Raw genomic sequence first — 24,422 nt, forward strand, 5'->3', positions numbered from 1 at the left:
GGCCCGTCCGGGGCCTCCTCCGCAGTCACCGGCCGGAACCACCGGCGGAGGAGGCGCCGGTGATCGCGGTGCAGCCGGCCGAGCCGATCGCCCGGCGCCCCGTCGTCCGGCCGGTGACTGCGGAGGAGGCCCCGGACGGGCCGCCGTGCCCGGCGTGCGGCACCCCGAACCTTCCGGAACGCCGGTTCTGCCGACGCTGTGCCGCACCGCTGCGGTCCCGGGAGCAGCCGAAGCCGCTGCCGTGGTGGCGCACGGTGTGGCCGCTGCGCCGCCGTGCGCGGGGCGGGTCGGGCCGGATGCTGCGGCGGATCCTGCTGGTGCTGGTGGTCGTCGGGCTGCTGTTCACGGGCTTCCTGTTCCTGCCCGTCGGGCGCTACCTCTTCGAGGACGTGCGGGACAAGCTCGGCGGGACGGCGGAGATCGGCCCGTCGAGGACCACCGCGAGCGCCCAGGTCCCCGGCCATCCGGCGGCCGACGCCGTCGACGGGGTGACCAACACCTACTGGGGGGCGCCCGCGCTCGACTCGTCCTTGACCTGTGCCTTCAACAAGCCGTTCCGGCTGGTCGGCGTCACGGTGCACACCGGGGTGTCGAAGGATCCCCGGGAGTTCCGGCGGGGGGCCAGGCCCACGCGGGCCGATCTGTTCATCACCACGGCGGACGGCGAGGTGCGCAGGAAGGCGATGCCGCTCGCCGACAAGCCGGGCCCGCAGACGATACGGACCGGCATCAGCGACGTCGTCTCCGTCCGGATCGTGCTGCGGGACGCGTCGGGGCGGGGCGAGGGGCGTCCCGTCGCGGTCGGGGAGGTCGAGTTCTACAAGCGCACCTGAGCCGGCGGGGAGGCCCCCGGACTTCGGGTCCGCGCCCTTCCCCGTACGACGGGAGCGGGTGCCCGGAAGCAGTCCTGCCGGGCACCCCGCCCTGCTAACGTTCACGGCATGTCTGCTGCTTCGTGCGCGGCCGCTTGCGCCGCGGTGACCAGGATGCCCCGCTAGCGGCGGGGCGTTCGACGCACACTCCCCCGGACGTCCGGCCGCTTCGTGATCAGACCGGAGCGGCACATTCGTGCTGCTCGGAACCTCTTCTGAGCAACGGAGCACCTGATGTTCCCCGGCATTCCCTCCTCGCACGGGCACGGCCCGTCCCCCGTACGCGCGTGGCTGGTGCTGTGCGCGGTTTCCATGCTGCAGTTCTTCATCGCGGTCGACGTGACCGTGGTCAACATCGCCCTGCCCTCGATCGGCGCCGCCTTCGGTGTCGGCGGGCACTCCCTGACCTGGGTCGTGGTCGGCTACACGGTCGCCGGCGGCGGGTTGCTGATGCTCGGTGGCCGACTGGGCGACCTGTTCGGGCGGCGGCGCGTACTGCTGCTCGGCACCGGCCTGTTCGGCGCCGCGTCGCTGCTGGCGGGCCTGGCCCCCAGTTTTTCCCTGCTGGTGGTCGCGCGCCTGCTGCAGGGCGCCGGTGAGGCCGTCGCGCTGCCCGCCGCGATGGCCGCCGTCGTCCTGATGTTTCCCGAGGGTCCACGCCGGTCCCGGGCCCTGGGCGTGTGGGCGGCGGTGGCCAGTTGCGGTCTCGTGCTCGGATTCGTCCTGTCCGGAGTCATCACCGCCCATCTGGGGTGGCGGTGGGTCTTCCTGGCTCCGGTCCCGTTCATCGTGGTCGTGCTGCTGGCGGCCGTCCTCCTGGTCGAGGACGACCGGGCCGCGGCCGGGGGCACCCCGCCGCCGGACCTTCCCGGCGCGCTGCTGCTGACCGCCTGCCCGCTGCTGTTCACCTTCGGCGTGGTCGGGGCCGGTGAACCCGGAACGCCCGCATGGGTGGTCCCGGGGGCGCTGGCCGGGGCGGTGGCGGCCGGGTTCGGGTTCGTGCGCGTCGAGGCGCGCTCGCGCGATCCGTTGCTGCCGCCACGTTTCTTCGCCGACCGCACGCGGGTGGCGGCCAATCTGGCCACGATGCTGCTGAGCGGGGCGTTGTCGACCTCGTTCCTGCTGTTCACCTTCTACCTGCAGGACCGGCTGGGCGTCGGCCCGTTGGGGGCGGGCCTGGCCATGCTGCCCCTGGCGGTCCCGCTGATCGTGTTCTCCGTGCTCGTGCCGCGTCTGCTGGGCCGTTGGGGAGCGCGCGCGTGCGTGCTCGCCGGCATCGGGTTCACCGCGGCCGCGATGGCCGCGATCGCACTCGCCTCCGTCCTGCGGGCGGGCGGGGCGGCACTGGTCCCGGCCATGCTCCTGATCGCGGCCGGAATGGGCTTCGGCCTCGTGGGACTGCAGTACGTCGCGGTCAGCGGTGTCACCGGGGACGACGCCGGGATCGCCTCGGGCGTCCAGCGCGCGGCCGACCAGTTGGGCGGTGCGACCGGGGTGGCGGTCTTCGTCGGAATCGGGTTCGCTCCGGGCCTGCACTCCTTCGACCCGTTCCCGGTCGCCGCCCTGTCGGCCGCCGCGGGGCTCGTGATCGGCGCGGTCGTGGCCTGGCGCATGCCCGTGCCCGCCGATGCCGCGGCCCCGCAGGAACGGGCCGGGTGACCTCCGTCCCACCAGGGTGCGCCGCCCGACGGCCGGACGGCGTGCCCGGTGGGACCCACCGGGCACGGGTCGTATGCCCCGTGCCCGCCCGTCGTCGCCCCGTCGTGGGACTCCTTGGGGCCCGGTGACAGGCCCCCGGACCCTGTCCGTGGGCCCGGGGGCCATCGGTACAGTCCGAGCCCCGGCAGCCGGACGGCCCCGGTGACACGCGGAAACCATGACGAGGTGACACATGAGACGAAGCGATCGGATACGCGTGGGCATGCACTCGGGTACGGGGCAGACGGCGATCGAGTACCTGGCCCTGCTGGGTGTCGTCGCCGTCGTGGTCGGCGCGATCGCCGCCACCACCATCGGGGGCGACATCTCCCGTTCCGCGCACCGCCAGGTGTGCCGCATCGGTGTGTCCCTGGGCAGCTCCTGCCCGGAAGACAACGATGTCATCGGTAGCGGGCCGACCGACTCCCACGATCCCGTCAAGCCGGGCACCCTTCTGCGCAGCAGGGCCGACGGCCCCGCCGGCAGGGCGGTCGCCAAGTCCGCCGATACGCCCCCCGACAAGACGGTGAACGCGCTCCCCGACATGTGCTTCGAGGCGCGGGAATCACAGTCCTCGGTGTCCGTTCCGGGCGATGGCGTGCTCGGCGAGGCAGCCGCCTGGGGGTACTCCTGGCTGGTCAATTTCGTCATCGACAAGATCGACAACGAGAAGAACAAGGAGAAACGGGTCAAGCAGACGCTCGACGACCTCGCCTGGTGCCTCCCCGGCTACAACATCGTCATCGCGCAGCCCCACGAGGGCAATCTGCAGGAGATGGATGGCACGGCGATGGTCGAGACCGTCTCGATCAGCGGCACGACCTACCGCGTCTACGCGTTCAAGACCGGCAGGTTCACCTGGGCGGACGACGCGGAACTCGGGTGGAAGAACCGGGGTTTCCGCGGCGTGTTCGACGTCAGCGAGGACCGCCGCACCGTCACGTTCGAGGAGCCGCCGAAGCCCCGGCGCAAGGAGGGCTGGAAGCCCGGCGACGAGGGCTGCCAGGTCGAGGGGCAGGAACCGCCCGACCGGAACCGGTACTACGACACGTACTCCCCGCTGCACCCCGAGGCATCCACCCAGGCGGTACGGATGCTGGTGAACGACATGCGCCGCTGCTACCCCGACTACAACGTGGTCGCGATGCACTCGGAACAGAAGTCGCACTGGGTCGAGAAACCGGACGCGTTCGTCCACGAGGGCAGGTACCGGCTGAACTCCAACGAGTACCACGCCGAGGAGCAGGGGGACGACATCGCCTCCGGCCGGGCCGTCTTCGACGTCTACGTCTTCGACAAGGGCGAGTTCAGCAACGACGGCGACGGCGGCTACACCAACTGGGCGTGGTACGGCGACTTCGACCGCGACGGCTCGAAGGTCCGCTTCGACACCCCGGACCCCGCCGACCTGGACGCCGACCCCTACCCCGTCGGGTCGGGCACGGTGAACTTCGACGACGGGACCCCGAAGTACACGGACGGCGGCCCGTACCCCGGCACCGACTACTCCGGCAAGGTGCCGGGCGACGCCTCCGAGCTGACCCGTTCGCTGATCGACGAGTACAGCCGCGCCTTCCCCGGCAAGAACATCATCACGGCGAAGTCGTTCAACGACCTCTCCTTCACCAAGGTGTCCGGTCTTGAGCACCTCGCGGTGGTGAACGGTGTCGACGTGTTCGCCATCGACGAGGGAACCGTCACCAACAAGGGCGACGGCGGATGGAAGAACTGGGGCTTCACCGGCAACTACGACTACGACGAGGGCGGAAAGGAAGTGACCTTCGCCAAGCGGTGAGGGCGTCCCGGATCCGGCGTCCCCAATGGCTTCGAGGGGCGGGGACGCCCGCGGGACAATTGGCTTGGTTCCGACATGGGCCTGTGGCAGGGTGCTCCGTCGTGACAGAGAAAGACAGCATCCGGATCGTCCCGCTCCACGAGAATCCGTCGTTGATCGACCGCGTCTACGAGATCGACGACGCGTGGCCCGCCTTCACGTCCCACGAGCCGGTCGCCAACGCCTTGTTGAGCCGCGTTCCCGAGGAGTTCCCGCAGTACTGCGTGGTGGCGACGGACGGCGACCGAGTCGTCGCGCGGGGGTTCGCCGTGCCGTTCGACGCCGAGCCCGACGGGCGCGAGGAGATGCCCGACCAGGGCTGGGACCGGGTGCTGGTCTGGGCGTTCCGCGACCGGCGGTACGGGAACGCCCCGACCGCGGCCAGCGCGCTCGAGATCTCGGTGGACGTCGATTACCTGGGCCGCGGTCTGTCCCCCCGCATGCTGACGGCGATGCGGCAGGCGGCCGGCCGCCAGGGGCACGACGCCCTGCTGGCGCCGGTCCGCCCGACGGCCAAGCACCTGGAACCGCGCGTCCCCATGGCCGAATACCTCCGTCGGCTGCGGGACGACGGACTGCCCGCCGACCCGTGGGTGCGGGTGCACGTCAGGGCCGGCGGAACCGTCGAGAAGGTCGCCCCCGCCTCGATGACGGTCAGCGCCTCGCTGGCCCAGTGGCGGGAGTGGACCGGTCTGCCCTTCGACCGGGACGGCGATGTCGAGGTGCCCGGCGCCCTGGCACCGGTGCACTGCGACACCGCGCGCGACCACGCCGTCTACGTCGAACCCAACGTCTGGATACGGCACGGCATCCGGCCCCGTACCGCCTGAGGGCGGTACCCGCTACGACAGCGTGTCGGCGACCACGGAGGCCGCCCGCGCGACGAGTTCGTTGTCGTACTCGGCGTCCGCCTCGCCCCGGTTCGACAGGATCGCCATGACGATCGGGGCGGCGCCGGGACGCCACACCACGGCGATGTCGTTGCGGGTGCCGTAGAAACCACCGGCTCCCGTCTTGTCGCCGACCACCCAGTTCCCGGGCACCCCGGCCCTGATGAGCTCGTCCCCGGTGGTGTTGGTCCGCAGCCACTGCGCCAGCTGCGCGCGCTCGTTCTCGCCGAGAACGTCTCCGAGGACGAACGCGCGCAGGTCCTTCGCGAGCGCCCGCGGCGTGCTCGTGTCGGCCGTGGCGCCCGGGGACCACTCGTTGAGCTGCGGTTCGTAGCGTTCCATCCGGGTGACGTCGTCGCCGAGCCCGGCGAGCACGGCCTGCAGTCCCCGGGGACCGCCCAGCCGGTCGAGGAGCAGGTTGCCCGCGGTGTTGTCGCTGTAGCGGACGGTGGCGTCGCACAGGGCTTTCAGGGTCATCCCGGTGTCGACGTGCTTCTCGGTCACCGGGGAGTCGCTGACCAGGTCGTCCCGGGAGTACGTGACCACCTCGTCCAGCCCGTCCAGGGAGTACTTGCGCAGCACGGCAGCGGCGGCCAGCGCCTTGAACGTGGAGGCGTGGGCGAAACGCTCGTCGGCGTTGTGGGTGACTTCGCGGCCGGTGCCGGTGTCGATGGCGTACACGCCCAACCGGGCGTCGAACTCGCGCTCCAGCTGCTTGAATTGTTGGGTGAACGGCTTCGGTTTCCCGCCCGGCTGCACCATCCCGACGGGCGAGGAGTACGCCGCCGGGGAAACGGGGGACGAGGAGCGGGGCTCCTCACCGCCGCATGCCGCGAGCGGTACGAGGGCGAGGGCGGTCAGCGCGCCGAGAAGGGCGCGCCGGACACGGCTGTTGTGCTGCTGCATGGGTCCGAACCTCCACAGGGCGCCCTTCGGGCAGGGCGCATGGGGGGGACGGGGCGGCACGGCCCCGTCCCGGAACGTGGTCACGAGTGCCGGTGCAACCCTCACCGTTCGGCGGTCATGCGGTCCAATACGCTCACGTGCCGTTCCATGCGGATCTGACATAGGGTTCGGGGCGTGGATCTGGTCGGAGCGTGTCGGGCATTCGTCAGCGTCAGCGAGCACAGCAGTTTCACCGTCGGAGCCGCCGCGGCCCGGATGTCGCAGCCGGTGGCCAGTCGTCGCGTCGCCGCCCTGGAGGAGCTCTTCGGGGAGCAGTTGTTCGAGCGCATGTCGCGGCGGGCCGTTCTCACGTCCTTCGGCCGGGACATGCTGCCGGCGGCCAGACAGCTCGTGCAGACGGCCGATGTGCTGCTGCACGAGGCCGACGCCGCGAAGTCCAAGCCCTGGCGGCTCGCGATGCCCGGCCTGTGCTCGACGGCCGGTCTGGCCCGGCTGGTCGCGGAGGCCCGGGAGCACGGCATCGTGCTCGACCTCCGCATCGCCGCGCCCGCGCAGCGCGTCGAGCTCATCCACTCGCAGCTGGTGCGTGCCGCCCTGCTCGCGGTGCCCGCCGACGAGGCGACGTGGTCCGTGCCGCTCGGGCTGGCCGGGGTCCGGGATCCCGGCGTGCGGCGCGTCTACATCGAGACGTTACGGATGGGGCGGGCGTCGCCGGGCCCGGCCCGCCGCGTCTGGATCCAGCCGGAGGACGACGTGCCGCACATCCGCGACCCGCTGACCCGGCTGCGGGACGCGGTCGGTCTGCGGCCCGCCCAGCTCGTCGCGGCGGCCGATCTGACGACTGCCGCGGCGGAGGTGTTCCGCACGCACGACCTGCTGCTGTGCTCCCCCGCGCAGGCCGAGGAGCTCTCCCTGGTCTGGCGGCCCATCGGTGAGATCGCGCTCGGCCGGGGGTTCGCCCTCGCCGCGTCGGCGGGCGGCAATCCACAACACGTCGAGGCGCGGCTGGGCGGGGCCATCGGCCGCTGCCTGGGCGCGGACGCTGCGACGAGTGGTACGGGAGCGGCGGGCGGTACGGGAGGGGCTGAGAAGTGAACACCGAGGCGCTGCTGAGCGACCTGCGCCGGCAACTGCTCGACGGCGGGCTGAACGGCTGTCTGCTCGTGCGGGATCTCCACACGGGCGAGGAGGTGGGGATCGATCCGGACACCCCGTTGCCCGCCGCGTCCCTGGCCAAGGTCCCGCTCGCGCTGGCGACGGCGGAACGCATCCGGCTGGGCGAGCTCGACGGGGCCACGATGCTCGACGTGCCGCCCGGACGCATCGCCACGCCCGGCCCCACCGGGCTGAGCCGGTTCCGGCACCCCGCCCGGATAGCGATCGACGATCTGCTCTACCTGAGTACCTGTGTGAGCGACGGCGTGGCCGCCGACGTGCTGTTCGGCCTCACTCCGCCCGCCCGGGTCACCAGCATGCTGCGCGGGTTCGGTCTTCTCGGCATCACCGTCCGGCACGGCCTGGACGAGCTCAGCGACACCCCGCTGGAGCGCCTGGACGCCTCCCAGGCCCATCTCGCGCTCTCGCTCGCCATCGGCGCCGGTACCGACGGCCGGGGGCACCGGATGCCCCAGCTCGACACCACCCGTGCCAGCACCGGCAGCGCACGTGCCTACGTCGAGCTGCTGGAGGCCCTGTGGAAGCCGTCGAAGATCCATCCCGAGGCGGCCGCGCGCGTGCGTGAGCTGATGTCCCACAACGTCCTGCGGCACCGGCTCGCGCCCGACTTCAGCTCCGACGCCACCACGTGGTCGTCCAAGACCGGCACATTCCTCAATCTCCGGCACGAGATCGGTGTCGTCGAGCACTCCGACGGTCAGGCCTTCGCCGTCGCCGTCCTGACCGAGTCGCTCGTACCGGCCAGTGTCCAGCCCGGTGCCGACGCCCTCATGGCGCAGGTGGCCCGCACGTTGCGTGATCACCTGCGGCAGCTCTGAGGGCCGTCCCGCAGTGGTTCCGCATGGGGTCGTGGGCGTTCGCCGCCCGGTCCGATCGACCCGTGACGCCCTTGTCAGTAGGCGGAGTTGACGTTGTCGATGGAGCCGTAGCGGTCGGCGGCGTAGTTGGCGGCCGCGGTGATGTTGGCGACGGGGTCGGTGAGGCTGTGGGCGGTGCCGTCGACGTGGTAGGCGTCGAAGGTGGGCTGGATGACCTGGAGCAGGCCCTTGGAGGGGGTGCCCTTCTGGGCGTTGACGTCCCAGCCGTTCTGGGCGTTGGGGTTGCCGCTGGACTCGCGCATGATGTTGCGGTGCAGGCCCTCGTAGGTGCCGGGGATGCCCTTGGCCTTCATGATGGCCAGTGCTTCCTTGATCCAGCCGTCGAGGTTGCCGGCGTTGCCCTTGTCGCCCTGGGCGGCGGTGGTGACGGTGGAGGTCTTGGCCGCGGGGACGGCCTGGGGGGCCTCGGCGGCCTGCGCGGAGGTGGAGGTGAGGGTGAGGGCGGCGGCCGCGGCGGCGGTGGTGGTGGCGACGGTGGCGGTCAGGGCGCGCAGACGGGTACGGGTGATCATCATGCGGGTGGGTTCTCCTGGTGTGCGATGCGGTGCGGTGCCCCGGTCCGGGCACGGGAGTGCCGCGGGTGGGGGCGGTGCGGGTACGGATCCTGCGGTGCGGGTGGCACGGACGGCCTCGTACGTGCTCGGCCGGTCCGGCGGTTCCGCGATGACAGCCATGGTTAGCGGCGGCCCCGGCAGGGGTCAACGATGTGACGTACTACCYGAATACGGAGCAATGTCCGAAATGRGAGTTTTGGTGGCTCTTTGAGGCGTCCGAAGAGGGTTCGTTGCTACTAAGCGCCTTGGTATGTGATCCAGCTCCTATGGGTGGCATCACATCCACGGGCCCTGATGAGCCCCTCGCGAGGGGTGCGGCCGAAGGGTGTACGAGGCATCGGGAGCAGCTGTTGCCGGTGCTAGCGCAAGCGCGCTAGCGTGGTTTCGTGCCCAAGACTCAGCTGAACGTGAGAGTGGACGAGGCCACCGCCGAGGCCGCGCGGCAACGCGCGTTGCAAAGGGGGATGAGCGTGAACCGCTACATAGAGGAGCTCGTGCGGCAGGACGCGGGCGAGGTCGGACACACCTTCGTCGAAGCAGCGGCCGACTTCATGAAGCAGTACGAGTCGGTGTTCGCCGAGGAGTTCGGCCCGGAGCGCAAAGGCACGCGTTGAACCTCAAGATCGACCTGTCCTGGCTGCTCATGGTGGCCGAGCACAAGACCCCCGGCGATCCTCAGGTCGTCGACTGGGGCGCGCTCGTGGCCGCGGTGGCCCGCCATGAGGCCGAGATCTTCGGCAGCCCCGTCTACAGCGACCCGCACACCAGGGCCGCCGCGCTCCTGCAGCTGCTGCTCCACGTTCCCGCGCTCGAACACTCCAACGCGATGTTCTCCTCCGCCGTCGCGTACGGCTACCTCGTGGCCTCCGGGCTCAAGGTCATCACCTCGCCCGAGCAGGTACGCGATCTGGCCAGGCTGGTCAAGGAAGGCAAGGCCGACGTCCGGGCCATTGCCGACGAGCTGCGCCAGTGGAGCCTGTGACCGCAGCACCGCAGCACCGCAGCACCGCAGCACCGCAGCACCGCAGCACCGCAGCACCGCAGCACCGCAGCACCGCAGGGCGGCACGGTGGGCGACGCGCCCGCCCCGGTCCGTGACGGCGCGACGGGCGGGCGGTTCGGGCCCGGAGACGGCACGGGACGTCAGTCCGGCCCGTCCGGTCGCCGGGCTGTGCCCAGTACGCATGACGAGGTGGGCAGCTGGACGCCCCGCTCCGGCATCCTGACCCTGCGGTAGGACTCCACCACGAACCCGGCCCCCTCGATGGCCGCCAAAGTGTCGCGCGCCGTATGGCACCCGCCCGTCAGCAGCGGCCAGACCGTACGGTCCAGTACCTGCTGCGTCAGCGCCATGGCCCGGCCCTCGGCCCGCACGTGTTCGAAGAAGCGCAGCTCACCACCGGGCCGCAGCACCCTCCTGATCTCCGCGAGCGAGCGCTCCACATCCCGTACGGTGCACAGCACCAGCGACGCGACGGCTCCGTCGAACGCCTCGCTCCTGACCGGCAGCGCCTCCGCCGTGCCCGGCACCACGTCCACCGGAATGCCGGCGCGCACCGCCGACCGCACCGCCAACTGCCGAAGGCCGCGCTCGGGTTCGACGGCCACCACCTCCGCCACCCCGGGCGGGTAGTGCGCGAAGTTCAGCCCGTTGCCCGCGCCCACCTCGATGACCCGGCCGGACATTCCGGCCAGCAGCTCCGCACGCACCGCGCCCAGCCCCGCCCTGGTCTCCGCGACCACGCTCACCAAGGCGTAGAACCGGGCGAAGACGGGATGGTGCACCGCGTCCTGCGGGATTCTCTCGTTGCGCAGACGCATGACGGACCTCCTCGGCCGGGCGCACGAGCGAAGAGTGCGGCTCTCCTTGGATTCTTCCCGCTCCGTGCAACAAATTCTCCCCGTCGGCCCGCCCGGCCGGTTCCGTTCCGTACGGCACGGCCGCTCAGCGGGGCGGCCGGTTCCCGCCCAGCTCCGCGGTGAGCCAACTCCCGGACCGCGCACGGAAGTCGGCGGGCGCCAGCGCACCCGCACCGGCCGGTACCGCGCCCAGGAGCGGCGCGCCCGTCACCACCGGCAGGTCCACCAGGTTGCAGCGCGCCGCCAGGTCCGGCTCGGCGGGCATGCTGCCCACCACCAGGCCGCGGCATTCGAGCCCCCGGGCCCGCAGCGCCTCCGAGGTCAGTGCCGCGGTGTTGAGCGTGCCCAGCCCGGCGGGCGTCACGACCAGCACCGGGGCGGCCAGCAGCCGGGCCGCGTCGGCGAGGGTCGCGCCCTCGTCGTCGAACCGCACCAGCAGACCGCCCGCGCCCTCGATCAGCACGAGATCGTGCTCGGTCGCCAGTTTCTCCGCCGCGTCGGCGATCTCGTGCGGCCGCACCGGAGGCAGCCCCGCCCTGCGGGCGGCCGTGGCGGGCGCCAACGGCTCGGGGAAACGCGCCAGTTCGACCGCGGTGACATGACCGCCGGCCAGCCGCGCCACCTCGGCCGCATCCCCCGGCTCACCCGGCGCGAGCCCCGTCTGCGCGGGCTTGAGCACCGCGACGGAACGGTCCGGGCGCACCGCCGCCACGGCCGCCGTCACGATCGTCTTGCCGATCTCCGTGCCCGTACCCGTCACCACCAGAACGGTCATCTCAGCCCTCCCGCGCAGCCGCGCGCACGGCACGGCAGATCCGCGCCACGTCCTCGTCGTCGGTCACGTACGGCGGCATCGTGTAGACGAGGTCGCGGAACGGCCGCAGCCACACGCCCTCCCGCACCGCCGCCCGGGTCGCGGCCGCCATGTCCACCTCATGGTCCAGCTGTACGACGCCGATCGCGCCCAGCACCCGTACGTCCCTCACCCCCGGCAGTTCCGCCGCAGGGGCGAGGCCGTCCCGCAGCCCCGTGCCGATCCGCTCCACCTCTTGCCGCCAGTCCCGGCCGAGCAGCAGGTCGACGGAGGCGCAGGCCACGGCGGAGGCGAGCGGGTTGCCCATGAACGTCGGACCGTGCGCGAGCACCGGCACGTCGCCGCGCGAGATGCCCTCCGCCACCCGGGAGGTGCACAGCGTCGCCGCCATCGTCAGATAGCCGCCGGTCAGGGCCTTGCCCACGCACATGACATCGGGCGACACCCCCGCGTGCCCGGCGGCGAACAGCTCGCCCGTGCGGCCGAAACCCGTGGCGATCTCGTCGAACACCAGCAGGACGTCATGGGCGTCGCACGCCTCGCGGAGCACCCGCAGGTACGCGGGGGAGTGGAACCGCATTCCGCCCGCGCCCTGCACCACCGGTTCCACGATCACCGCGGCCAGCCGGTCGGCGTGCTCGGCGATCAGCTCCCGCAGGTGTTGTGCGTACGCGGCGTCCGGTTCCGCGTCGAAACCGGCCGGGGGCGCGTCGGCGAAGACCTGCCGGGGCAGGACGCCCGACCACAGCTCGTGCATCCCGCCCTCCGGATCGCACACCGACATCGGCTGCCAGGTGTCCCCGTGGTAGCCGCCCCGCCAGGTCAGCAGCCGCTGCTTGGCCGGTCGCCCGGCCGAGCGCCAGTACTGCAGGCACATCTTCACCGCGACCTCGACGGAGACCGACCCGGAGTCGGCCAGGAACACGTGCCGCAGCGGCTCCGGGGTGATCTCGACCAGCCGGGTGGCCAGCCGCACGGCGGGCTCGTGGGTCAGCCCGCCGAACATCACATGGCTCATCCGGTCCAGCTGGCCGCGGGCCGCCTCGTTGAGCACCGGGTGGTTGTAGCCGTGCACCGCCGACCACCAGGACGACATGCCGTCCACCAACTCGCGCTGCCCATGGGCCGGTTCGGCCAGCCGCAGCCGCACCCCGGACGCGGACTCCACGACCAGCGGCTCCTGCCGGCCCGGCATCGGGCCGTACGGATGCCAGACGTGGGCCCGGTCCAGGGCGCGCAGCTCGGCCGGGGAGAGGACCTCAGGCATTGGGGGCGAGATCCGTTCCCGCGCCGCGACGGCGGACCGCCACCAGGTCCGTGCGCGCGGCCGGTGCCTCCCGGGGAGCAGCCGCGGCCTCCTCGGGAGCGTCGCCGCACGGTGCGCAGCCGCCCTCGTGCGAACCGCAGCCGCCGCCGGACTCCGCACGGTGTGCGGGCAGCGTCGTGGTGTCCGCTCCCTCCACCTCGAAACCGGCGTCCGCGATCATGTCCAGGTCCGCCTGGCCCGCCTGTCCCTCGCTGGTGAGGTAGTCGCCCAGGAAGATCGAGTTGACCAGATGCAGGGCGAGCGGCTGCATCGAGCGCAGATGCACCTCGCGCCCGCCCGCGAGCCGTACCTCCACGTCCGGGCAGACGAACCGGACCATCGCCAGGATGCGCAGGCAGCGCTGCGGGGTGAGGTTCCACTCCTTGGCCAGTGGAGTCCCCTCGAACGGGATCAGGAAGTTCACCGGCACCGAGTCCGGGTCCAGCTCGCGCAGCGAGAAGACGACATCGACCAGATCGGCGTCGCTCTCGCCCATCCCGGCGATCAGCCCGGAGCACGCCGACAGCCCGGCGTCCTGCGCCTGCTGCACGGTTTCCACCCGGTCGGCATAGGTGTGGGTGGTGGTGATCTCCCCGTACGTCCCCTCGGACGTGTTGAGGTTGTGGTTGTACGCGTCGGCGCCCGCCGAGCGCAGCCGTTCGGCCTGCCCGTCGGAGAGCAGGCCGAGACAGGCGCACACCTCGACGCCCTCGTTCTGTTCCTTGATCGCCTCGATGGTCTCCGACACCCGGTCGACGTCGCGGTCCGTCGGACCGCGACCGCTCGCCACCAGACACACCCGCTTGGCACCACCGGCCACGCCCGCGGCGGCGGCCTTGGACGCCTCATCGGGTTTCAGCCAGGTGTACTTGAGGATGCCGGCCTTCGAGCCGAGCCGCTGCGAGCAGTACGAGCAGTCCTCGGGGCACAGACCGGACTTGAGGTTGACCAGATAGTTCAGCTTCACGCGCCGCCCGAACCACTGACGGCGCACCTTTCCGGCCGCGGCCACCACTTCGAGCAGATCGTCGTCCGACGTCGCCAGTACGGCGAGTGCTTCTTCGCGGGTCGGCAGCTCGCGCCGCAGCCCCTTGTCCACCAGCGTGTTCAGGAGGTCCATGGCGATGATCCTGGCCTACCGCACGGCCCGCAGCCAAGGAGGAACCGGACAACAGAGCCTGTCGAGGGTGTGTGTATTGCCACACCATGACCTGTGGCGCCCGCGGTTAGGGTCTGTGAGCTGCCTACAAAAGGGATCGCTCATGCCCCTCGACCCGTTCGGCTGGATCGACGACGAGGCGCGCCGCCGCGCGGACGCCGGTCTCGTCCGCACGCTCCGCCCCCGGTCCGCCGGGTCCGACGTCCTGGACCTCGCGAGCAACGACTACCTGGGGCTGACCCGGCACCCCGAGGTCACCGCCGCCGCGGCCGGGGCCGCACACCGGTGGGGCGCGGGCGCGACCGGATCCAGACTTGTCACCGGCTCCACCGCACTGCATGCCGAACTGGAGCGTGAGCTGGCCGATTTCTGCGGTTTCGAAGCGGCCCTGGTGCTGTCGTCGGGCTACGCGGCCAACCTCGCGGCCATCACGGCGCTCACCGGACGCGGCTCGCTGATCGTCTCCGACGCGGGCAACCACGCCTCGATCGTGGACGGCTGCCGGCTCTCCCGCGCCGAGACCGCCGTGGTCACGCACGCCGACCCCGACGCCGTGCGCAAGGAACTGCGGGCGCACGGCGGCAGGGCGCTGGCCGTCACCGACTCGGTCTTCTCCGTCGACGGCGACGCGGCACCGCTGCCCCACCTGGCCGAGGTCTGCCGCGCGGAGGGCGCCGCGCTGCTCGTCGACGACGCGCACGGGCTGGGCGTACTGGGGGAAGGCGGCCGCGGCGCGCTCGCCGCCGCCGGTCTCGCGGGCGGCACGGGGATCGTCGCCACACTCACCCTCTCCAAGTCCCTCGGCAGCCAGGGCGGAGCCGTCCTCGGCCCCGTCCGGGTCATCGAGCACCTGGTCAACACGGCCCGTACGTTCATCTTCGACACCGGTCTCGCACCGGCCGCGGCGGGTGCCGCGCTGGGCGGTCTGCGGCTGCTGCGCCGGGAACCCGAGCGCGCGGGCCGGGCCCGTGAGGTGGCCACCGCCCTGTACGAGCGGCTGACGGCGGCCGGTCTGACCGCCGTGCGCCCCGACGCGGCGGTGGTGTCGGTGCGCGCCCCGTCGGCGGAGGCCGCCGTGCGCTGGGCGGCCGACTGCCGTGCCGCCGGGGTCGTCGTGGGCTGCTTCCGGCCGCCGTCGGTGCCGGACGGGGTGTCCCGGCTGCGACTGACCGCGCGCGCCGACCTGACCGAGGAACAGATCGGCGCGGCCGTGGCGACCGTGCGGCGGACCGCCCCCGTCAGCTGAACGGATCCCGGCACAGCCCGGAGACGAAGGAGGTCCAGGCCACCGCGGAGAACCGCAGCGGTGGCCTGGACACGTCCTTGGAGTCCCGTACGGCCAGCCGCCCGTCCGTGAACGGAGCGGCTTCCACACAGTTGTTCATACCCGTGCTGCGGCTGCTGCGCCGCCACCGTAAGTCGTGTTGTGCGAGGGAATCCGACATGACGTCCTCTCGGGCGGTCCGAAGTCACCGGTCGCCGCGGTCGATCGCGGCGATGAGGTCCAACGAGTGCTCGGGCGACAGCGCGTGGGCCTGCATGGTGCGGAAGGCCGAGCTGTACGCCTCAAGGTCTTCTTTCCGCTCCAGGTAGAGGCTACTCGTCAAATGGTCAAGAACAATCACGTCGAGATCAGAAGTGTTCGGAAAAGAGAAAATAACGAAAGGTCCGGTGAGGCCGGCGTAGCCGCCGACCGAGAACGGCAGCAACTGGAGTTGCACATGGGGGAGTTGAGCCACTCGGGTCAGATGCCGCAGCTGGTCCCTCATCACCCGGCGCCCGCCGACCTCCCGCCGCAGGACCGCCTCGTCGAGCACCGCGCTCAGCCGCAGCGGCGGATCGCTGCACAGCACTCCCTGCCTGGCGAGGCGCACCTCCACCAGTGAGTCCAGCCGGGCGGCGGGCAGTCCGTCCAGCGACGCCCGGGTCACCGCACGCGCGTAGTCGGCCGTCTGGAGGAGCCCCGGCACCACCGAGGTCTCCAGAGTGCGCGCGGTCCGCGCCTGGGACTCCAGGCTGATGAAATCGCGGTACTGGGGCGGGATCAGGCCGCGATAGGCGTGCCACCACCCGGTGCCGCCCCCGCCCGCCGAACCCGCCAGTGCCGCCAGGAGATCCCGCAACTGCGTGTCGTTCACCCCGTAGGCGTCCAGCAGCCGGGTCACATCGGCCGGCCGCACCCCGCTGACACCGGTCTCGATCCGACTGACCTTCGACTGGTGCCAGCCGAGTATCCGCGCGGCGTCCCGGCTGGTCAGCCCCGATGTGTGGCGCAGGCTCCGGAGTTCCTCCCCGAGCTTGCGACGCCGTACCGCAGGACCGTGCCGCATCCGCGGCCTCCCTCCCTCGCCCGCCGGACGGACAGTCTGTCGCCCGCTCACGGTTTCGCGTGAAGGGGTTCACCGCATCGAGCGACAGATATATGCATATCTTGGTGGATCACCGTTGCAGAGGGCAGCATCGGTGGCAATCTGGCGCGAAGCACGACCCGGACAGACAGCCGGTCGGTCCGGGTGGGAAAGGGGCGGCTTGCCATGGCGGATCATCAGGAAGCAAGCGTCACCCTGCCGAGCGAGCCGGTATCGGTCGCGGCGGCCCGGAAGTACGTGGCCAGGGTGCTCACCGAATGGGGTCTGGCCGTCGACGGCGAATTCGCCGACGGCGTCCGGCTCATCGTCTCGGAACTCGCGACCAACGCGGTTCAGCACACCTTCGGGCAGTCGCCCACCTTCACGGTGGACCTCCGGCTGGACCGGGAGGAACAACTGTCGCTGGGGGTGACGGACAGTCACCCGCGTTGGCCCCGGCGACTGCCCGCGGCCGTCCAGCAGGACAACGGACGAGGCATGGTCATCATCCGGACCCTGGCCAAGGAGTACGGGGGACGGCTCGCGGTCACCCCCACCGCCGACGGCGGCAAGACGGTGTGGATCGTGCTCCCCTGGCCCGGTCCCGTGCACGGCTGAGGGCGGGGCGGACGGGCGATGGGCGCCGCCACCGCCCGTCCGGGGCGCGGCCCGGGGCGCGGTCCGGGGGAGGGCCCCGGGCCGTCGGGCGTACTTCAGCGGACCCGCCCGTAGTAGACGCTCCTCGTCCAGATCTTCTCCAGCCGGACCACCGCGCCGGTCCTCGGCGAGTGCCAGATCTTTCCCTTCCCGGCGTAGATCCCCACGTGGTAGACGCTGCGGCCGGAGTGGAAGAAGACCAGGTCGCCGCGTTGCCGGTTCGAGGCCGAGATGTGACGGGTCTTGTTGTACTGCTGCTGGGCCGTGCGGGGCAGCTTCTTGCCCGCCTTCTTGAACGAGTAGAGCGTCAGGCCGGAGCAGTCGAAACGGTTGGGGCCGGTGGCTCCCCAGCGGTAGGGCGAACCCTTCTTCGACGCGGCGATGCTGAGTGCCTTCATCGACCGGGTCGCGGCCTGGGCCTCCGTCGTGGCACCCGGGGCGATCATGGTGCCGCCCACGGCGGCGAGCGTCAGAACCGAGGCCGTACCGGCCCGGGCGAGCAGAGACGGGACATGAACCTGCGCAGTCATGCGCAACCCTTCGTCAGCCGCCTGTGAAGGATGACCTGTCGGGTTCGGGCTGGCGAAGTTGCCCGGCCGCTTTCGGCGGCTTCACCCCGAGGGACGACCGATGTTCCGGCCGACCCGTTGTGCTCGGGTCCTCCACTCCTGCCGATCCACTTCCGTCGACCAGGCATCCGGGCGGCGGCAGGACTCGGCGTCCGCCCGGACCGCCCCGCCGCGGTGGCGGGGGCTTGTCGTCCAGGGGATCTTGACGCACTCACTGTCGGATTTCCGAGTCGAAACAGTGATTTGTGAGGCTCCTCACGACTGACCCGTTCGAGTGGACATGGCGATTCCGACGGCTGTTCGGGACATTCGCCCCGGTCTCGTACCAGGGACGGAACGGCCGATTCCGTCCACTGGTCACGCAGAAAACGCAAGTTGGCAAGTCCCTCGCGCGAGGGACTCCCTACGCCGAACGAGCGAGGAATTTCGCCGTGCGCTCCGGGCGTGTCGAGTACGGGAGTTGAGTGACGCGCGCCGTGCTCCGGAACGGGAGGGGGCGGCGCGCACTCCGGCGGACGCGAAGGGCCGGGCGCCGGTCAACTCGCCGGAGCGGGCGGTACGGTGACGCGCCCGGCCCGCCGCTCCCCGTCCAGCACGCGCAGCGCCCGGGCCAGGGTGGCGGCATGGATCCGGGCCTCCCCGCGCTCGTGCATCAGCGCCAGCGCGTCCCGCAGGTCGCCGGCCCGTGAGACCAGTGCCTGCGCGGCGCGCAACGCGCCGTAGGTGTCACTGCCCCGGGCCGGGTTGATCCGGCCCAGCTGGTCGAGGACTTCGAGGTAGTGGTCGATGAACTCCCCCTCGGCGCGGGTCAGTGCGGGCAGCGGCGGGAAGTCGGGCGGCTGCATCGGGCGTTCACCGCGTGCCGTGCGGAGGGAGCGACGCCTTGCGGCTCGTCACGATGTGGTCGACCAGGCCGTACGCCTTGGCTTCCGCCGCGTCGAGGACCAGGTCGCGTTCGATGTCGGTGGCGATGCGTTCGGCGTCGCGGCCGGTGTGACGGGCCAACAGGTCGATGAGCATGCCCCGGACCCGTTCCAGCTCCCGCGCCTCGATCTCCAGATCGGACGGCTGGCCCCGCAGGGGCTCGGGGAGCGCGGGTTGTTGCACCACCACCCGGGCCCCGGGCAGTGCGTGACGGCGGCCGGGGGTGCCCGCGGCGAGCAGCGTTGCCGCGCAGGAGCCGGCCTGGCCGAGGCAGTAGGTCTCCACCTCGCAGCTGAGGTACTGCATCGTGTCGTGGATCGCCGACATGGCCCCGAACGAGCCCCCGGGGGAGTTGATGTAGAGCGAGACGGGCCGGTCCGGGGCGTCGTGCTCCAGGTACATGAACTGGGCGATCAGGTCGGAGGCGGCGGCGTCGTCGACCGGGGTGCCGAGGAAGACGATCCGCTCGGAGAGCAGCTTGGAGTACGGGTCGAGGGTGCGGGTCCCGCTGCTGGTGCGCTCGGTGAACTCGGGCAGCACGTGGCGGGCGGTGGGGTGGAACAGCATGGCGATGCCTCTCCTCCGGGTCTGCACGGCAGCCTGCATATGCTTCTGTAAAAAATGTACAGGACGTACAGAAGGTTATGATGGGGGGCATGGCCTATGAGATTCCGGTGACGCAAGCACGGGCTGAGCTCGCCGAACTGATCAACCGTGTCGTCTACGGCGGCGAACGCGTGGTCGTGACCCGGCACGGCAAGCCGTTGGTGGCGCTGGTCTCGGCCGCTGACCTGGAACGACTCGAGAACGACGAGGCGGCGGCCGAGGAGCGGGCGATCAGCTCGGTCTCCTCGATCGGCTCCCCGCCGTCCGCTCCCGGCGAACGGCAGCGCTTCGGCATCGCGGCGGAACACCCCCGGCACCGGGAGCCGGGCAGCTGAGGGCCGCGGCGGGGCGGCCCGCCGCCTCCCCGGTCCGCGGTACCGGGGCGGCCCCTCGCGTCGGCCCGCACGCCGCCCCGTGCACCGGCCTGCGTACCGGTTCTCGCGTCGGCCCGCGCGCGGGCCGTACGTCCATGGATCGGCAAAGGGTCAGTTAACGCGCCGGAAAAACTTCGGCCCTAACGTGCAATACCTCGCCGCGGGGCACCCTTACGGCGTTCAACAGTCTGTTGAGCGCGGCTAGTGTCCCGCTGTGCCCGGGGCCGGGCACGGGACTGTGAGGTGGAAGCGTGCGACTGACCCCGCACGAGCAGGAGCGCCTGCTCGTCCATGTGGCCGCCGACGTGGCCCGAAAACGCCGGGAGCGCGGGCTGCGGCTCAACCACCCCGAAGCGGTCGCGCTGATCACGGTGCACCTGCTGGAGGGCGCCCGCGACGGCCGTACCGTCTCCGAACTGATGGTGTCGGGCCGTGCGGTGCTCGGTCGCGACGACGTCATGGACGGGGTGCCCGAGATGATCCATGACGTCCAGGTCGAGGCCACCTTCCCGGACGGCACCAAGCTCGTCACCGTCCACGAGCCGATCGTCTGACGGGGGACCGCCGATGATTCCCGGAGAGATTCTGTACGCGGACGGGCCCGTGCCGTTCAACGAGGGCCGCCCCGTCACCCGCCTCACCGTGCTCAACACCGCCGACCGGCCCGTCCAGGTCGGCTCGCACTACCACTTCGCCGAGGCCAACCCCGGCCTGGGCTTCGACCGTTCGGCCGCCCGCGGCCTGCGGCTGAACATTCCCGCCGGGACCGCCGTGCGCTTCGAACCCGGCGTGCCCGTCGACGTCGAACTCGTCCCCATCGCCGGACGGCGCGTCGTCCCCGGCCTGCGGGGCGAGACCGGAGGTGCCCTCGATGGCTGAGCTCGACCGCGCCGGGTACGCCGACCTGTTCGGGCCGACGACCGGCGACCGCATCCGGCTCGCCGACACCGACCTGCTCGTGGAGATCGAGGAGGACCGCTCGGGCGGCCCCGGAATCGCCGGGGACGAGGCGGTGTTCGGCGGCGGCAAGGTGATCCGCGAATCGATGGGCCAGGCCCGTACCACCCGCGCCGAGGGCGCCCCGGACACCGTCGTCACCGGCGCCGTGATCATCGACCACTGGGGCGTGGTCAAGGCGGACGTCGGCATCCGCGACGGCCGGATCACCGGGATCGGCAAGGCCGGCAACCCGGACACCATGGACGGTGTCCACCCCGACCTGGTCATCGGCCCCGAGACCGAGATCATCGCGGGCAACGGCAGGATCCTCACCGCGGGCGCCATCGACGCCCACGTCCACTTCATCTCGCCGACCCTGGTCGACCAGGCGCTCTCCGCCGGGATCACCACCCTGGTCGGCGGCGGCACCGGACCGGCCGAGGGCACCAGGGCCACCACCGTCACACCGGGACCGTGGCACCTCGCCCGGATGTTCGAGGCGCTGGACGCGTACCCCGTCAACATAGGTCTGCTCGGCAAGGGCAACACCATGTCGCGCGAGGCCATGCACTCCCAACTGCGGGCCGGAGCACTCGGATTCAAGATCCACGAGGACTGGGGCGCCACCCCCGCCGTCATCGACGCCTGCCTGGGTGTCTGCGAGGAGACGGGCGCCCAGCTCGCCATCCACACCGACACCCTCAACGAGGCCGGGTTCGTCGCCGACACCCTCGCCGCCGTCGCCGGGCGCACCATCCACGCGTACCACACCGAGGGTGCCGGCGGCGGGCACGCCCCGGACATCATCGGCGTCGTCTCGGAGCCGTACGTCCTGCCCAGCTCCACCAATCCGACCCGGCCGCACACCGTCAACACCATCGAGGAACACCTCGACATGCTGATGGTCTGCCACCACCTCAACCCGGCGGTGCCGGAGGACCTGGCCTTCGCCGAATCACGCATCAGGCCCTCGACGATCGCGGCCGAGGACATCCTCCACGACCTCGGCGCCATCTCGATCATCTCCTCGGACTCCCAGGCCATGGGGCGCATCGGCGAAGTCGTCCTGCGCACCTGGCAGACCGCCCACGTGATGAAGAAGCGCCGCGGCGCACTGCCCGGCGACGGGCGGGCCGACAACCACCGGGTGCGTCGCTATGTCGCCAAATACACCATCAACCCGGCCGTCGCCCAGGGACTCGACCGGGAGACCGGCTCGGTGGAGACGGGCAAGCTCGCCGACCTGGTGCTGTGGGAGCCGGCGTTCTTCGGCGTGAAGCCGCACCTGGTCATCAAGGGCGGCCAGATCGCGTACGCGCAGATGGGTGACGCCAACGCCTCCATCCCGACGCCGCAACCGATGCTGCCCCGCCCGATGTTCGGTGCGGTGGGCCGTTCCCCCGCGGCCAACTCCCTCAACTTCGTGGCGGGCGCGGCCGTCGAGGACGGCCTGCCCGAACGCCTCGGGCTCGGGAAGCGCTTCGTGCCCATCGCCGGCACGCGCGGCGTCACCAAGGCCGACATGCGGGAGAACGACGCGCTGCCACGGGTCCACGTCGACCCCGACAGCTTCGCCGTGACGATCGACGGCGAGCCGGTCGAACCGGCACCGGCCGCCGAACTGCCCATGGCCCAGCGCTACTTCCTCTTCTGATGCGGAACGTGCGACCGATGCGGACCGTGCGGCCGACGGCACGGACCATGCGACTGATGACATGGACCGCGCGGCCGACAGCACGGACCGTGCGGCCGCGGCCGATGACGAGGACCGGGCGATGAGCCGGGCGGCCCTGCTCGTCCTCGCCGACGGCCGCTTCCCCGCCGGGGGCCACGCCCACTCCGGTGGTGCCGAAGCGGCCGTGGAACAGGGGCGCGTCCGCGACGCCGGGGACCTCGCCGCGTTCTGCCGGGGCCGACTGCACACCACCGGGCTGACAGCCGCCGCACTCGCCGCGGCGGCCGCCCACGGCCACGACCCGCTCGCCCTCGACGAGGCCGCCGACGCCCGCACCCCCTCGCCCGCACTGCGCGCCGTCGCCCGCAGACTCGGCCGGCAACTGATGCGGGCTGCCCGCGCCACCTGGCCCGGCCCCGAACTCGACGCGCTCGCCGCGGCCCGGCCGCGCGGCGCCCACCAACCGGTGGTGCTGGGTCTGACCGCCCGGTCGGCCGGTCTCGCACCGCTGGACGCCGCGTACGCGGCGGCGTACGAATCCGTCGGCGGCCCCGCCACCGCGGTCGTCCGGCTGCTCTCCCTCGACCCCTTCGAGGCCACCGCCGTCCTCGCCCGACTCGCGCCCGACCTCGACCGGATCGCCGAACGGGCCGCCGCCGCGGCGCACGGAACCGTCGACGAACTGCCCGCGGCCTCCGCCCCCCTCCTCGACATCACCGCCGAGGCGCACGCGGCCCGCCAGGTCCGCCTGTTCGCCTCGTGACCCCGCACGGACCAGGAGCCGAACCCATGCACCTCGACCACACATCCCACGGCCCCGCCGCCGTGAGCGCCGACGCCGCCCGCCCCGACGGCACCCGCAGGGCCCTCAGGATCGGTCTCGGCGGGCCGGTCGGTTCCGGCAAGACCGCCACCGTCGCCGCCCTCTGCCGCACCCTGCGCGACCGGTACTCCATCGCCGTCGTCACCAACGACATCTACACCCGCGAGGACGCCGAATTCCTGCTCCGCGAGGCCGTCCTGCCGCCCGAGCGCATCCAGGCCGTGGAGACCGGCGCCTGTCCGCACACCGCGATCCGCGACGACATCTCCGCCAACCTCGAAGCCGTCGAGGACCTGGAGGACACCGTCGGACCGCTCGATCTGATCCTGGTCGAGTCCGGTGGCGACAACCTCACCGCCACCTTCTCCAGGGGACTCGTCGACGCCCAGGTCTTCGTCATCGACGTGGCCGGCGGCGACGACATCCCCCGCAAGGGCGGCCCCGGCGTCACCACCGCCGACCTGCTCGTCATCAACAAGACCGACCTCGCCCCCCATGTGGGTTCGGACCTCGGTCGGATGACCCGCGACGCCGCACAGCAGCGCGGACCGCTCCCCGTGGTCCTCACCTCGCTCACCTCCGGGGAAGGCGTCGGCCCCGTCGCCGACTGGGTGCGCGGGCGGCTCGCCGCCTGGACGGCATGAGCGTCCGGGCCACCGCCCGGATCGTCGCGGTCCCCGACGGCCGGGGCCGCACCTCGCTCCCCGTGCTGGAGAGCGACGGGCCGCTGGCACTGCGCCGGACCCGGGCGGTGAACGGGCCCGGCGCCCGGGTCACCGTCGTCGGAGCCATGAGCGCACCGCTCGGCGGCGACCGGCTGGCCGTCGAGGCACGGGTGGAGGGCGGTGCCCGGCTCACCGTCGACGCCGCGGCGGCGACCGTCGCCCTGCCCGGAAGGAGCGCCGAACCCGCCTCGTACGACATCGAGTTGACCGTGGGGGAGGAGGCCGAACTGCGCTGGCTCCCGGAACAGCTCGTCTCGGTGCGCGGCAGCGTGCTGCGCACGCGTACCCGGATCCGGCTCGCCCCCACCGCGCGGCTGGTGCTGCGCGAGGAACAGGTCCTCGGCCGGCACGCCGAGGATCCCGGCACCCTCACCAGCCGCATCACCGCGCACCGCGACGGCCGTCCGCTGCTCGACCAGGAGACGTCGTACGGGCCGGGTGCGCCCGGCGGCTGGGACGGGCCGGCGGTCCTCGGCGGCCACCGGGCCGTCGGGCAACTCCTCCTGGTGGATCCGGCGTTCGCCGAACGTCGTCCCGAAGCACGGCTGCTGGGACCGACGGCCGTACTCGCCCCGCTGACCGGTCCCGCCGCACTCGTCACCGCCACCGCCCCCGACGCGCGCCTGCTGCGCCGGGTCCTGGACGAGGCGTTGAACGCGTACGACGAGGAATCGGTCACGCGCAGGACGACCGGAGGCTGAACACCGGTCAGCGGGACACCGGTGTCCGGTTATCGATTCGATAAAGAAGTGGATGTGCGATCTGTTCTCAGGAACCTCACAGGAGACAGGATCCGCGAAAGGTCCCGAATGAACCGCGCCACCACCGGTGGCGC

At 71.9% G+C, this 24,422-nt stretch carries 28 protein-coding genes and 1 riboswitch; of the genes, 17 read left to right on the forward strand and 11 right to left on the reverse strand.

Annotated features, from left to right (window positions below):
* From EAO76_RS22945 to EAO76_RS22960, 4 genes are all read left to right on the forward strand, one after another.
* Positions 1–833, forward strand: an 833-nt coding sequence (locus EAO76_RS22945) for a zinc ribbon domain-containing protein (RefSeq protein WP_316248365.1), incomplete at its 5' end; no start/stop codon positions are given.
* 351 nt (positions 834–1,184) lie between these two features.
* The gene (locus EAO76_RS22950) at positions 1,185–2,531 is read left to right on the forward strand and encodes an MFS transporter (RefSeq protein ID WP_262375692.1); all 1,347 of its coding nucleotides are present in this window, start codon (positions 1,185–1,187) and stop codon (positions 2,529–2,531) included.
* A 232-nt stretch (positions 2,532–2,763) separates the two neighbouring features.
* On the forward strand, positions 2,764–4,365 hold the full coding sequence (locus tag EAO76_RS47340) for a hypothetical protein (protein WP_148837831.1): 1,602 nt from the start codon (positions 2,764–2,766) through the stop codon (positions 4,363–4,365).
* A gap of 101 nt (positions 4,366–4,466) precedes the next feature.
* On the forward strand, positions 4,467–5,234 hold the full coding sequence (locus EAO76_RS22960; RefSeq protein WP_148837832.1) for an N-acetyltransferase: 768 nt from the start codon (positions 4,467–4,469) through the stop codon (positions 5,232–5,234).
* Between the two features lie 12 nt (positions 5,235–5,246).
* On the opposite strand, the gene bla is transcribed toward EAO76_RS22960, so the two are convergent.
* The gene (gene bla / locus EAO76_RS22965; protein WP_148837833.1) at positions 5,247–6,200 is read right to left on the reverse strand and encodes a class A beta-lactamase; all 954 of its coding nucleotides are present in this window, start codon (positions 6,198–6,200) and stop codon (positions 5,247–5,249) included.
* A gap of 174 nt (positions 6,201–6,374) precedes the next feature.
* Between bla and EAO76_RS22970 the strand changes: the two genes are divergently transcribed.
* Together EAO76_RS22970 and EAO76_RS22975 are read left to right on the forward strand one after the other, a co-directional pair.
* The gene (locus tag EAO76_RS22970; protein ID WP_148837834.1) at positions 6,375–7,295 is read left to right on the forward strand and encodes a LysR family transcriptional regulator; all 921 of its coding nucleotides are present in this window, start codon (positions 6,375–6,377) and stop codon (positions 7,293–7,295) included.
* Complete coding sequence (locus tag EAO76_RS22975; protein WP_148837835.1) at positions 7,292–8,194, forward strand: serine hydrolase; 903 nt, start codon at positions 7,292–7,294, stop codon at positions 8,192–8,194. The genes EAO76_RS22970 and EAO76_RS22975 overlap by 4 nt, the downstream gene beginning before the upstream one ends.
* A gap of 74 nt (positions 8,195–8,268) precedes the next feature.
* On the opposite strand, the gene EAO76_RS22980 is transcribed toward EAO76_RS22975, so the two are convergent.
* Complete coding sequence (locus EAO76_RS22980) at positions 8,269–8,928, reverse strand: transglycosylase SLT domain-containing protein (protein ID WP_399462604.1); 660 nt, start codon at positions 8,926–8,928, stop codon at positions 8,269–8,271.
* A gap of 266 nt (positions 8,929–9,194) precedes the next feature.
* On the opposite strand from EAO76_RS22980, the gene EAO76_RS22985 reads away from it, so the two are divergent.
* On the forward strand, positions 9,195–9,422 hold the full coding sequence (locus EAO76_RS22985; protein WP_093551072.1) for an antitoxin: 228 nt from the start codon (positions 9,195–9,197) through the stop codon (positions 9,420–9,422).
* The gene (locus tag EAO76_RS22990; RefSeq protein WP_148837837.1) at positions 9,419–9,790 is read left to right on the forward strand and encodes a fic family toxin-antitoxin system, toxin component; all 372 of its coding nucleotides are present in this window, start codon (positions 9,419–9,421) and stop codon (positions 9,788–9,790) included. The genes EAO76_RS22985 and EAO76_RS22990 overlap by 4 nt, the downstream gene beginning before the upstream one ends.
* Before the next feature lie 161 nt (positions 9,791–9,951).
* Here the strand turns inward: EAO76_RS22990 and EAO76_RS22995 are convergent, their stop codons facing one another.
* The 4 genes from EAO76_RS22995 to bioB all read right to left on the reverse strand — a co-directional run bounded on the left by EAO76_RS22995 (position 9,952) and on the right by bioB (position 13,908).
* Positions 9,952–10,629 carry a class I SAM-dependent methyltransferase gene (locus tag EAO76_RS22995; RefSeq protein WP_148837838.1) on the reverse strand — a complete coding sequence of 226 codons (678 nt, stop codon included), beginning with the start codon at positions 10,627–10,629 and terminating at the stop codon, positions 9,952–9,954.
* 124 nt (positions 10,630–10,753) lie between these two features.
* Positions 10,754–11,443: a dethiobiotin synthase gene (gene bioD / locus EAO76_RS23000; RefSeq protein ID WP_148837839.1), complete on the reverse strand. Its 690-nt coding sequence runs from the start codon at positions 11,441–11,443 to the stop codon at positions 10,754–10,756.
* A gap of 1 nt (position 11,444) precedes the next feature.
* Positions 11,445–12,749 carry an adenosylmethionine--8-amino-7-oxononanoate transaminase gene (locus EAO76_RS23005; RefSeq protein WP_148837840.1) on the reverse strand — a complete coding sequence of 435 codons (1,305 nt, stop codon included), beginning with the start codon at positions 12,747–12,749 and terminating at the stop codon, positions 11,445–11,447.
* Entirely contained in the window at positions 12,742–13,908 is a 1,167-nt protein-coding gene (gene bioB, locus EAO76_RS23010; RefSeq protein ID WP_148837841.1) for a biotin synthase BioB, read from the reverse strand. The genes EAO76_RS23005 and bioB overlap by 8 nt, the downstream gene beginning before the upstream one ends.
* 142 nt (positions 13,909–14,050) lie before the next feature.
* On the opposite strand from bioB, the gene EAO76_RS23015 reads away from it, so the two are divergent.
* Positions 14,051–15,193 carry an 8-amino-7-oxononanoate synthase gene (locus EAO76_RS23015; protein ID WP_148837842.1) on the forward strand — a complete coding sequence of 381 codons (1,143 nt, stop codon included), beginning with the start codon at positions 14,051–14,053 and terminating at the stop codon, positions 15,191–15,193.
* Here the strand turns inward: EAO76_RS23015 and EAO76_RS23020 are convergent.
* Positions 15,186–15,392, reverse strand: a complete 207-nt coding sequence (locus tag EAO76_RS23020) for a DUF397 domain-containing protein (RefSeq protein WP_148837843.1) — start codon at positions 15,390–15,392, stop codon at positions 15,186–15,188. The genes EAO76_RS23015 and EAO76_RS23020 overlap by 8 nt on opposite strands.
* A gap of 24 nt (positions 15,393–15,416) precedes the next feature.
* The gene (locus EAO76_RS23025; RefSeq protein ID WP_148837844.1) at positions 15,417–16,277 is read right to left on the reverse strand and encodes a helix-turn-helix transcriptional regulator; all 861 of its coding nucleotides are present in this window, start codon (positions 16,275–16,277) and stop codon (positions 15,417–15,419) included.
* A gap of 204 nt (positions 16,278–16,481) precedes the next feature.
* Between EAO76_RS23025 and EAO76_RS23030 the strand changes: the two genes are divergently transcribed.
* Positions 16,482–16,913: an ATP-binding protein gene (locus EAO76_RS23030; protein WP_148837845.1), complete on the forward strand. Its 432-nt coding sequence runs from the start codon at positions 16,482–16,484 to the stop codon at positions 16,911–16,913.
* A 95-nt stretch (positions 16,914–17,008) separates the two neighbouring features.
* Here EAO76_RS23030 and EAO76_RS23035 read toward each other — a convergent pair whose 3' ends face one another.
* The 3 genes from EAO76_RS23035 to EAO76_RS23045 all read right to left on the reverse strand — a co-directional run bounded on the left by EAO76_RS23035 (position 17,009) and on the right by EAO76_RS23045 (position 19,009).
* The gene (locus EAO76_RS23035) at positions 17,009–17,482 is read right to left on the reverse strand and encodes a C40 family peptidase (protein WP_148837846.1); all 474 of its coding nucleotides are present in this window, start codon (positions 17,480–17,482) and stop codon (positions 17,009–17,011) included.
* A 3-nt stretch (positions 17,483–17,485) separates the two neighbouring features.
* A riboswitch (cyclic di-AMP (ydaO/yuaA leader) is annotated at positions 17,486–17,666 on the reverse strand.
* A 391-nt stretch (positions 17,667–18,057) separates the two neighbouring features.
* Positions 18,058–18,366 carry a hypothetical protein gene (locus tag EAO76_RS23040; protein ID WP_148837847.1) on the reverse strand — a complete coding sequence of 103 codons (309 nt, stop codon included), beginning with the start codon at positions 18,364–18,366 and terminating at the stop codon, positions 18,058–18,060.
* Positions 18,367–18,373: 7 nt separating this feature from the next.
* Entirely contained in the window at positions 18,374–19,009 is a 636-nt protein-coding gene (locus EAO76_RS23045; protein ID WP_148837972.1) for an ATP-dependent Clp protease proteolytic subunit, read from the reverse strand.
* Between the two features lie 92 nt (positions 19,010–19,101).
* Here EAO76_RS23045 and EAO76_RS23050 point away from each other — a divergent pair, with 92 nt between their 5' ends.
* From EAO76_RS23050 to EAO76_RS23080, 7 genes are all read left to right on the forward strand, one after another.
* Positions 19,102–19,386: a type II toxin-antitoxin system Phd/YefM family antitoxin gene (locus EAO76_RS23050; protein ID WP_148837848.1), complete on the forward strand. Its 285-nt coding sequence runs from the start codon at positions 19,102–19,104 to the stop codon at positions 19,384–19,386.
* Between the two features lie 290 nt (positions 19,387–19,676).
* Positions 19,677–19,979, forward strand: coding sequence for an urease subunit gamma (locus EAO76_RS23055; protein WP_148837849.1), 303 nt, complete (start codon positions 19,677–19,679; stop codon positions 19,977–19,979).
* Between the two features lie 13 nt (positions 19,980–19,992).
* Positions 19,993–20,304: an urease subunit beta gene (locus tag EAO76_RS23060; protein ID WP_148837850.1), complete on the forward strand. Its 312-nt coding sequence runs from the start codon at positions 19,993–19,995 to the stop codon at positions 20,302–20,304.
* Complete coding sequence (locus EAO76_RS23065; protein ID WP_148837851.1) at positions 20,297–22,018, forward strand: urease subunit alpha; 1,722 nt, start codon at positions 20,297–20,299, stop codon at positions 22,016–22,018. The genes EAO76_RS23060 and EAO76_RS23065 overlap by 8 nt, the downstream gene beginning before the upstream one ends.
* Positions 22,019–22,139: 121 nt before the next feature.
* Positions 22,140–22,802, forward strand: coding sequence for an urease accessory protein UreF (locus EAO76_RS23070; protein WP_148837973.1), 663 nt, complete (start codon positions 22,140–22,142; stop codon positions 22,800–22,802).
* 26 nt (positions 22,803–22,828) lie between these two features.
* Positions 22,829–23,506, forward strand: coding sequence for an urease accessory protein UreG (ureG, locus tag EAO76_RS23075; RefSeq protein WP_148837852.1), 678 nt, complete (start codon positions 22,829–22,831; stop codon positions 23,504–23,506).
* A complete protein-coding gene (locus EAO76_RS23080; protein WP_148837853.1) occupies positions 23,503–24,288 on the forward strand; it encodes an urease accessory protein UreD in 786 nt (261 codons plus the stop codon). The genes ureG and EAO76_RS23080 overlap by 4 nt, the downstream gene beginning before the upstream one ends.
* Positions 24,289–24,422: the final 134 nt, after the last annotated feature.

Origin of the sequence: Streptomyces sp. sk2.1 (assembly GCF_008120935.1) — a bacterium.
Classification (GTDB): domain Bacteria; phylum Actinomycetota; class Actinomycetes; order Streptomycetales; family Streptomycetaceae; genus Streptomyces.

Bases quoted from the DNA above. Each gene is read 5' to 3' on its own strand.
- EAO76_RS22950 (WP_262375692.1), top strand. From the start codon at position 1,185: ATGCTGCAGTTCTTCATCGCGGTCGACGTGACCGTGGTCAACATCGCC.
- EAO76_RS47340 (WP_148837831.1), top strand. From the start codon at position 2,764: ATGAGACGAAGCGATCGGATACGCGTGGGCATGCACTCGGGTACGGGG.
- bla (WP_148837833.1), bottom strand. From the start codon at position 6,200: ATGCAGCAGCACAACAGCCGTGTCCGGCGCGCCCTTCTCGGCGCGCTG.
- EAO76_RS22980 (WP_399462604.1), bottom strand. From the start codon at position 8,928: ATGGCTGTCATCGCGGAACCGCCGGACCGGCCGAGCACGTACGAGGCC.
- EAO76_RS22995 (WP_148837838.1), bottom strand. From the start codon at position 10,629: ATGCGTCTGCGCAACGAGAGAATCCCGCAGGACGCGGTGCACCATCCC.
- bioD (WP_148837839.1), bottom strand. From the start codon at position 11,443: ATGACCGTTCTGGTGGTGACGGGTACGGGCACGGAGATCGGCAAGACG.
- EAO76_RS23005 (WP_148837840.1), bottom strand. From the start codon at position 12,749: ATGCCTGAGGTCCTCTCCCCGGCCGAGCTGCGCGCCCTGGACCGGGCC.
- bioB (WP_148837841.1), bottom strand. From the start codon at position 13,908: ATGGACCTCCTGAACACGCTGGTGGACAAGGGGCTGCGGCGCGAGCTG.
- EAO76_RS23015 (WP_148837842.1), top strand. From the start codon at position 14,051: ATGCCCCTCGACCCGTTCGGCTGGATCGACGACGAGGCGCGCCGCCGC.
- EAO76_RS23020 (WP_148837843.1), bottom strand. From the start codon at position 15,392: ATGTCGGATTCCCTCGCACAACACGACTTACGGTGGCGGCGCAGCAGC.
- EAO76_RS23025 (WP_148837844.1), bottom strand. From the start codon at position 16,277: ATGCGGCACGGTCCTGCGGTACGGCGTCGCAAGCTCGGGGAGGAACTC.
- EAO76_RS23030 (WP_148837845.1), top strand. From the start codon at position 16,482: ATGGCGGATCATCAGGAAGCAAGCGTCACCCTGCCGAGCGAGCCGGTA.
- EAO76_RS23035 (WP_148837846.1), bottom strand. From the start codon at position 17,482: ATGACTGCGCAGGTTCATGTCCCGTCTCTGCTCGCCCGGGCCGGTACG.
- EAO76_RS23040 (WP_148837847.1), bottom strand. From the start codon at position 18,366: ATGCAGCCGCCCGACTTCCCGCCGCTGCCCGCACTGACCCGCGCCGAG.
- EAO76_RS23050 (WP_148837848.1), top strand. From the start codon at position 19,102: ATGGCCTATGAGATTCCGGTGACGCAAGCACGGGCTGAGCTCGCCGAA.
- EAO76_RS23060 (WP_148837850.1), top strand. From the start codon at position 19,993: ATGATTCCCGGAGAGATTCTGTACGCGGACGGGCCCGTGCCGTTCAAC.
- EAO76_RS23065 (WP_148837851.1), top strand. From the start codon at position 20,297: ATGGCTGAGCTCGACCGCGCCGGGTACGCCGACCTGTTCGGGCCGACG.
- EAO76_RS23070 (WP_148837973.1), top strand. From the start codon at position 22,140: ATGAGCCGGGCGGCCCTGCTCGTCCTCGCCGACGGCCGCTTCCCCGCC.
- ureG (WP_148837852.1), top strand. From the start codon at position 22,829: ATGCACCTCGACCACACATCCCACGGCCCCGCCGCCGTGAGCGCCGAC.
- EAO76_RS23080 (WP_148837853.1), top strand. From the start codon at position 23,503: ATGAGCGTCCGGGCCACCGCCCGGATCGTCGCGGTCCCCGACGGCCGG.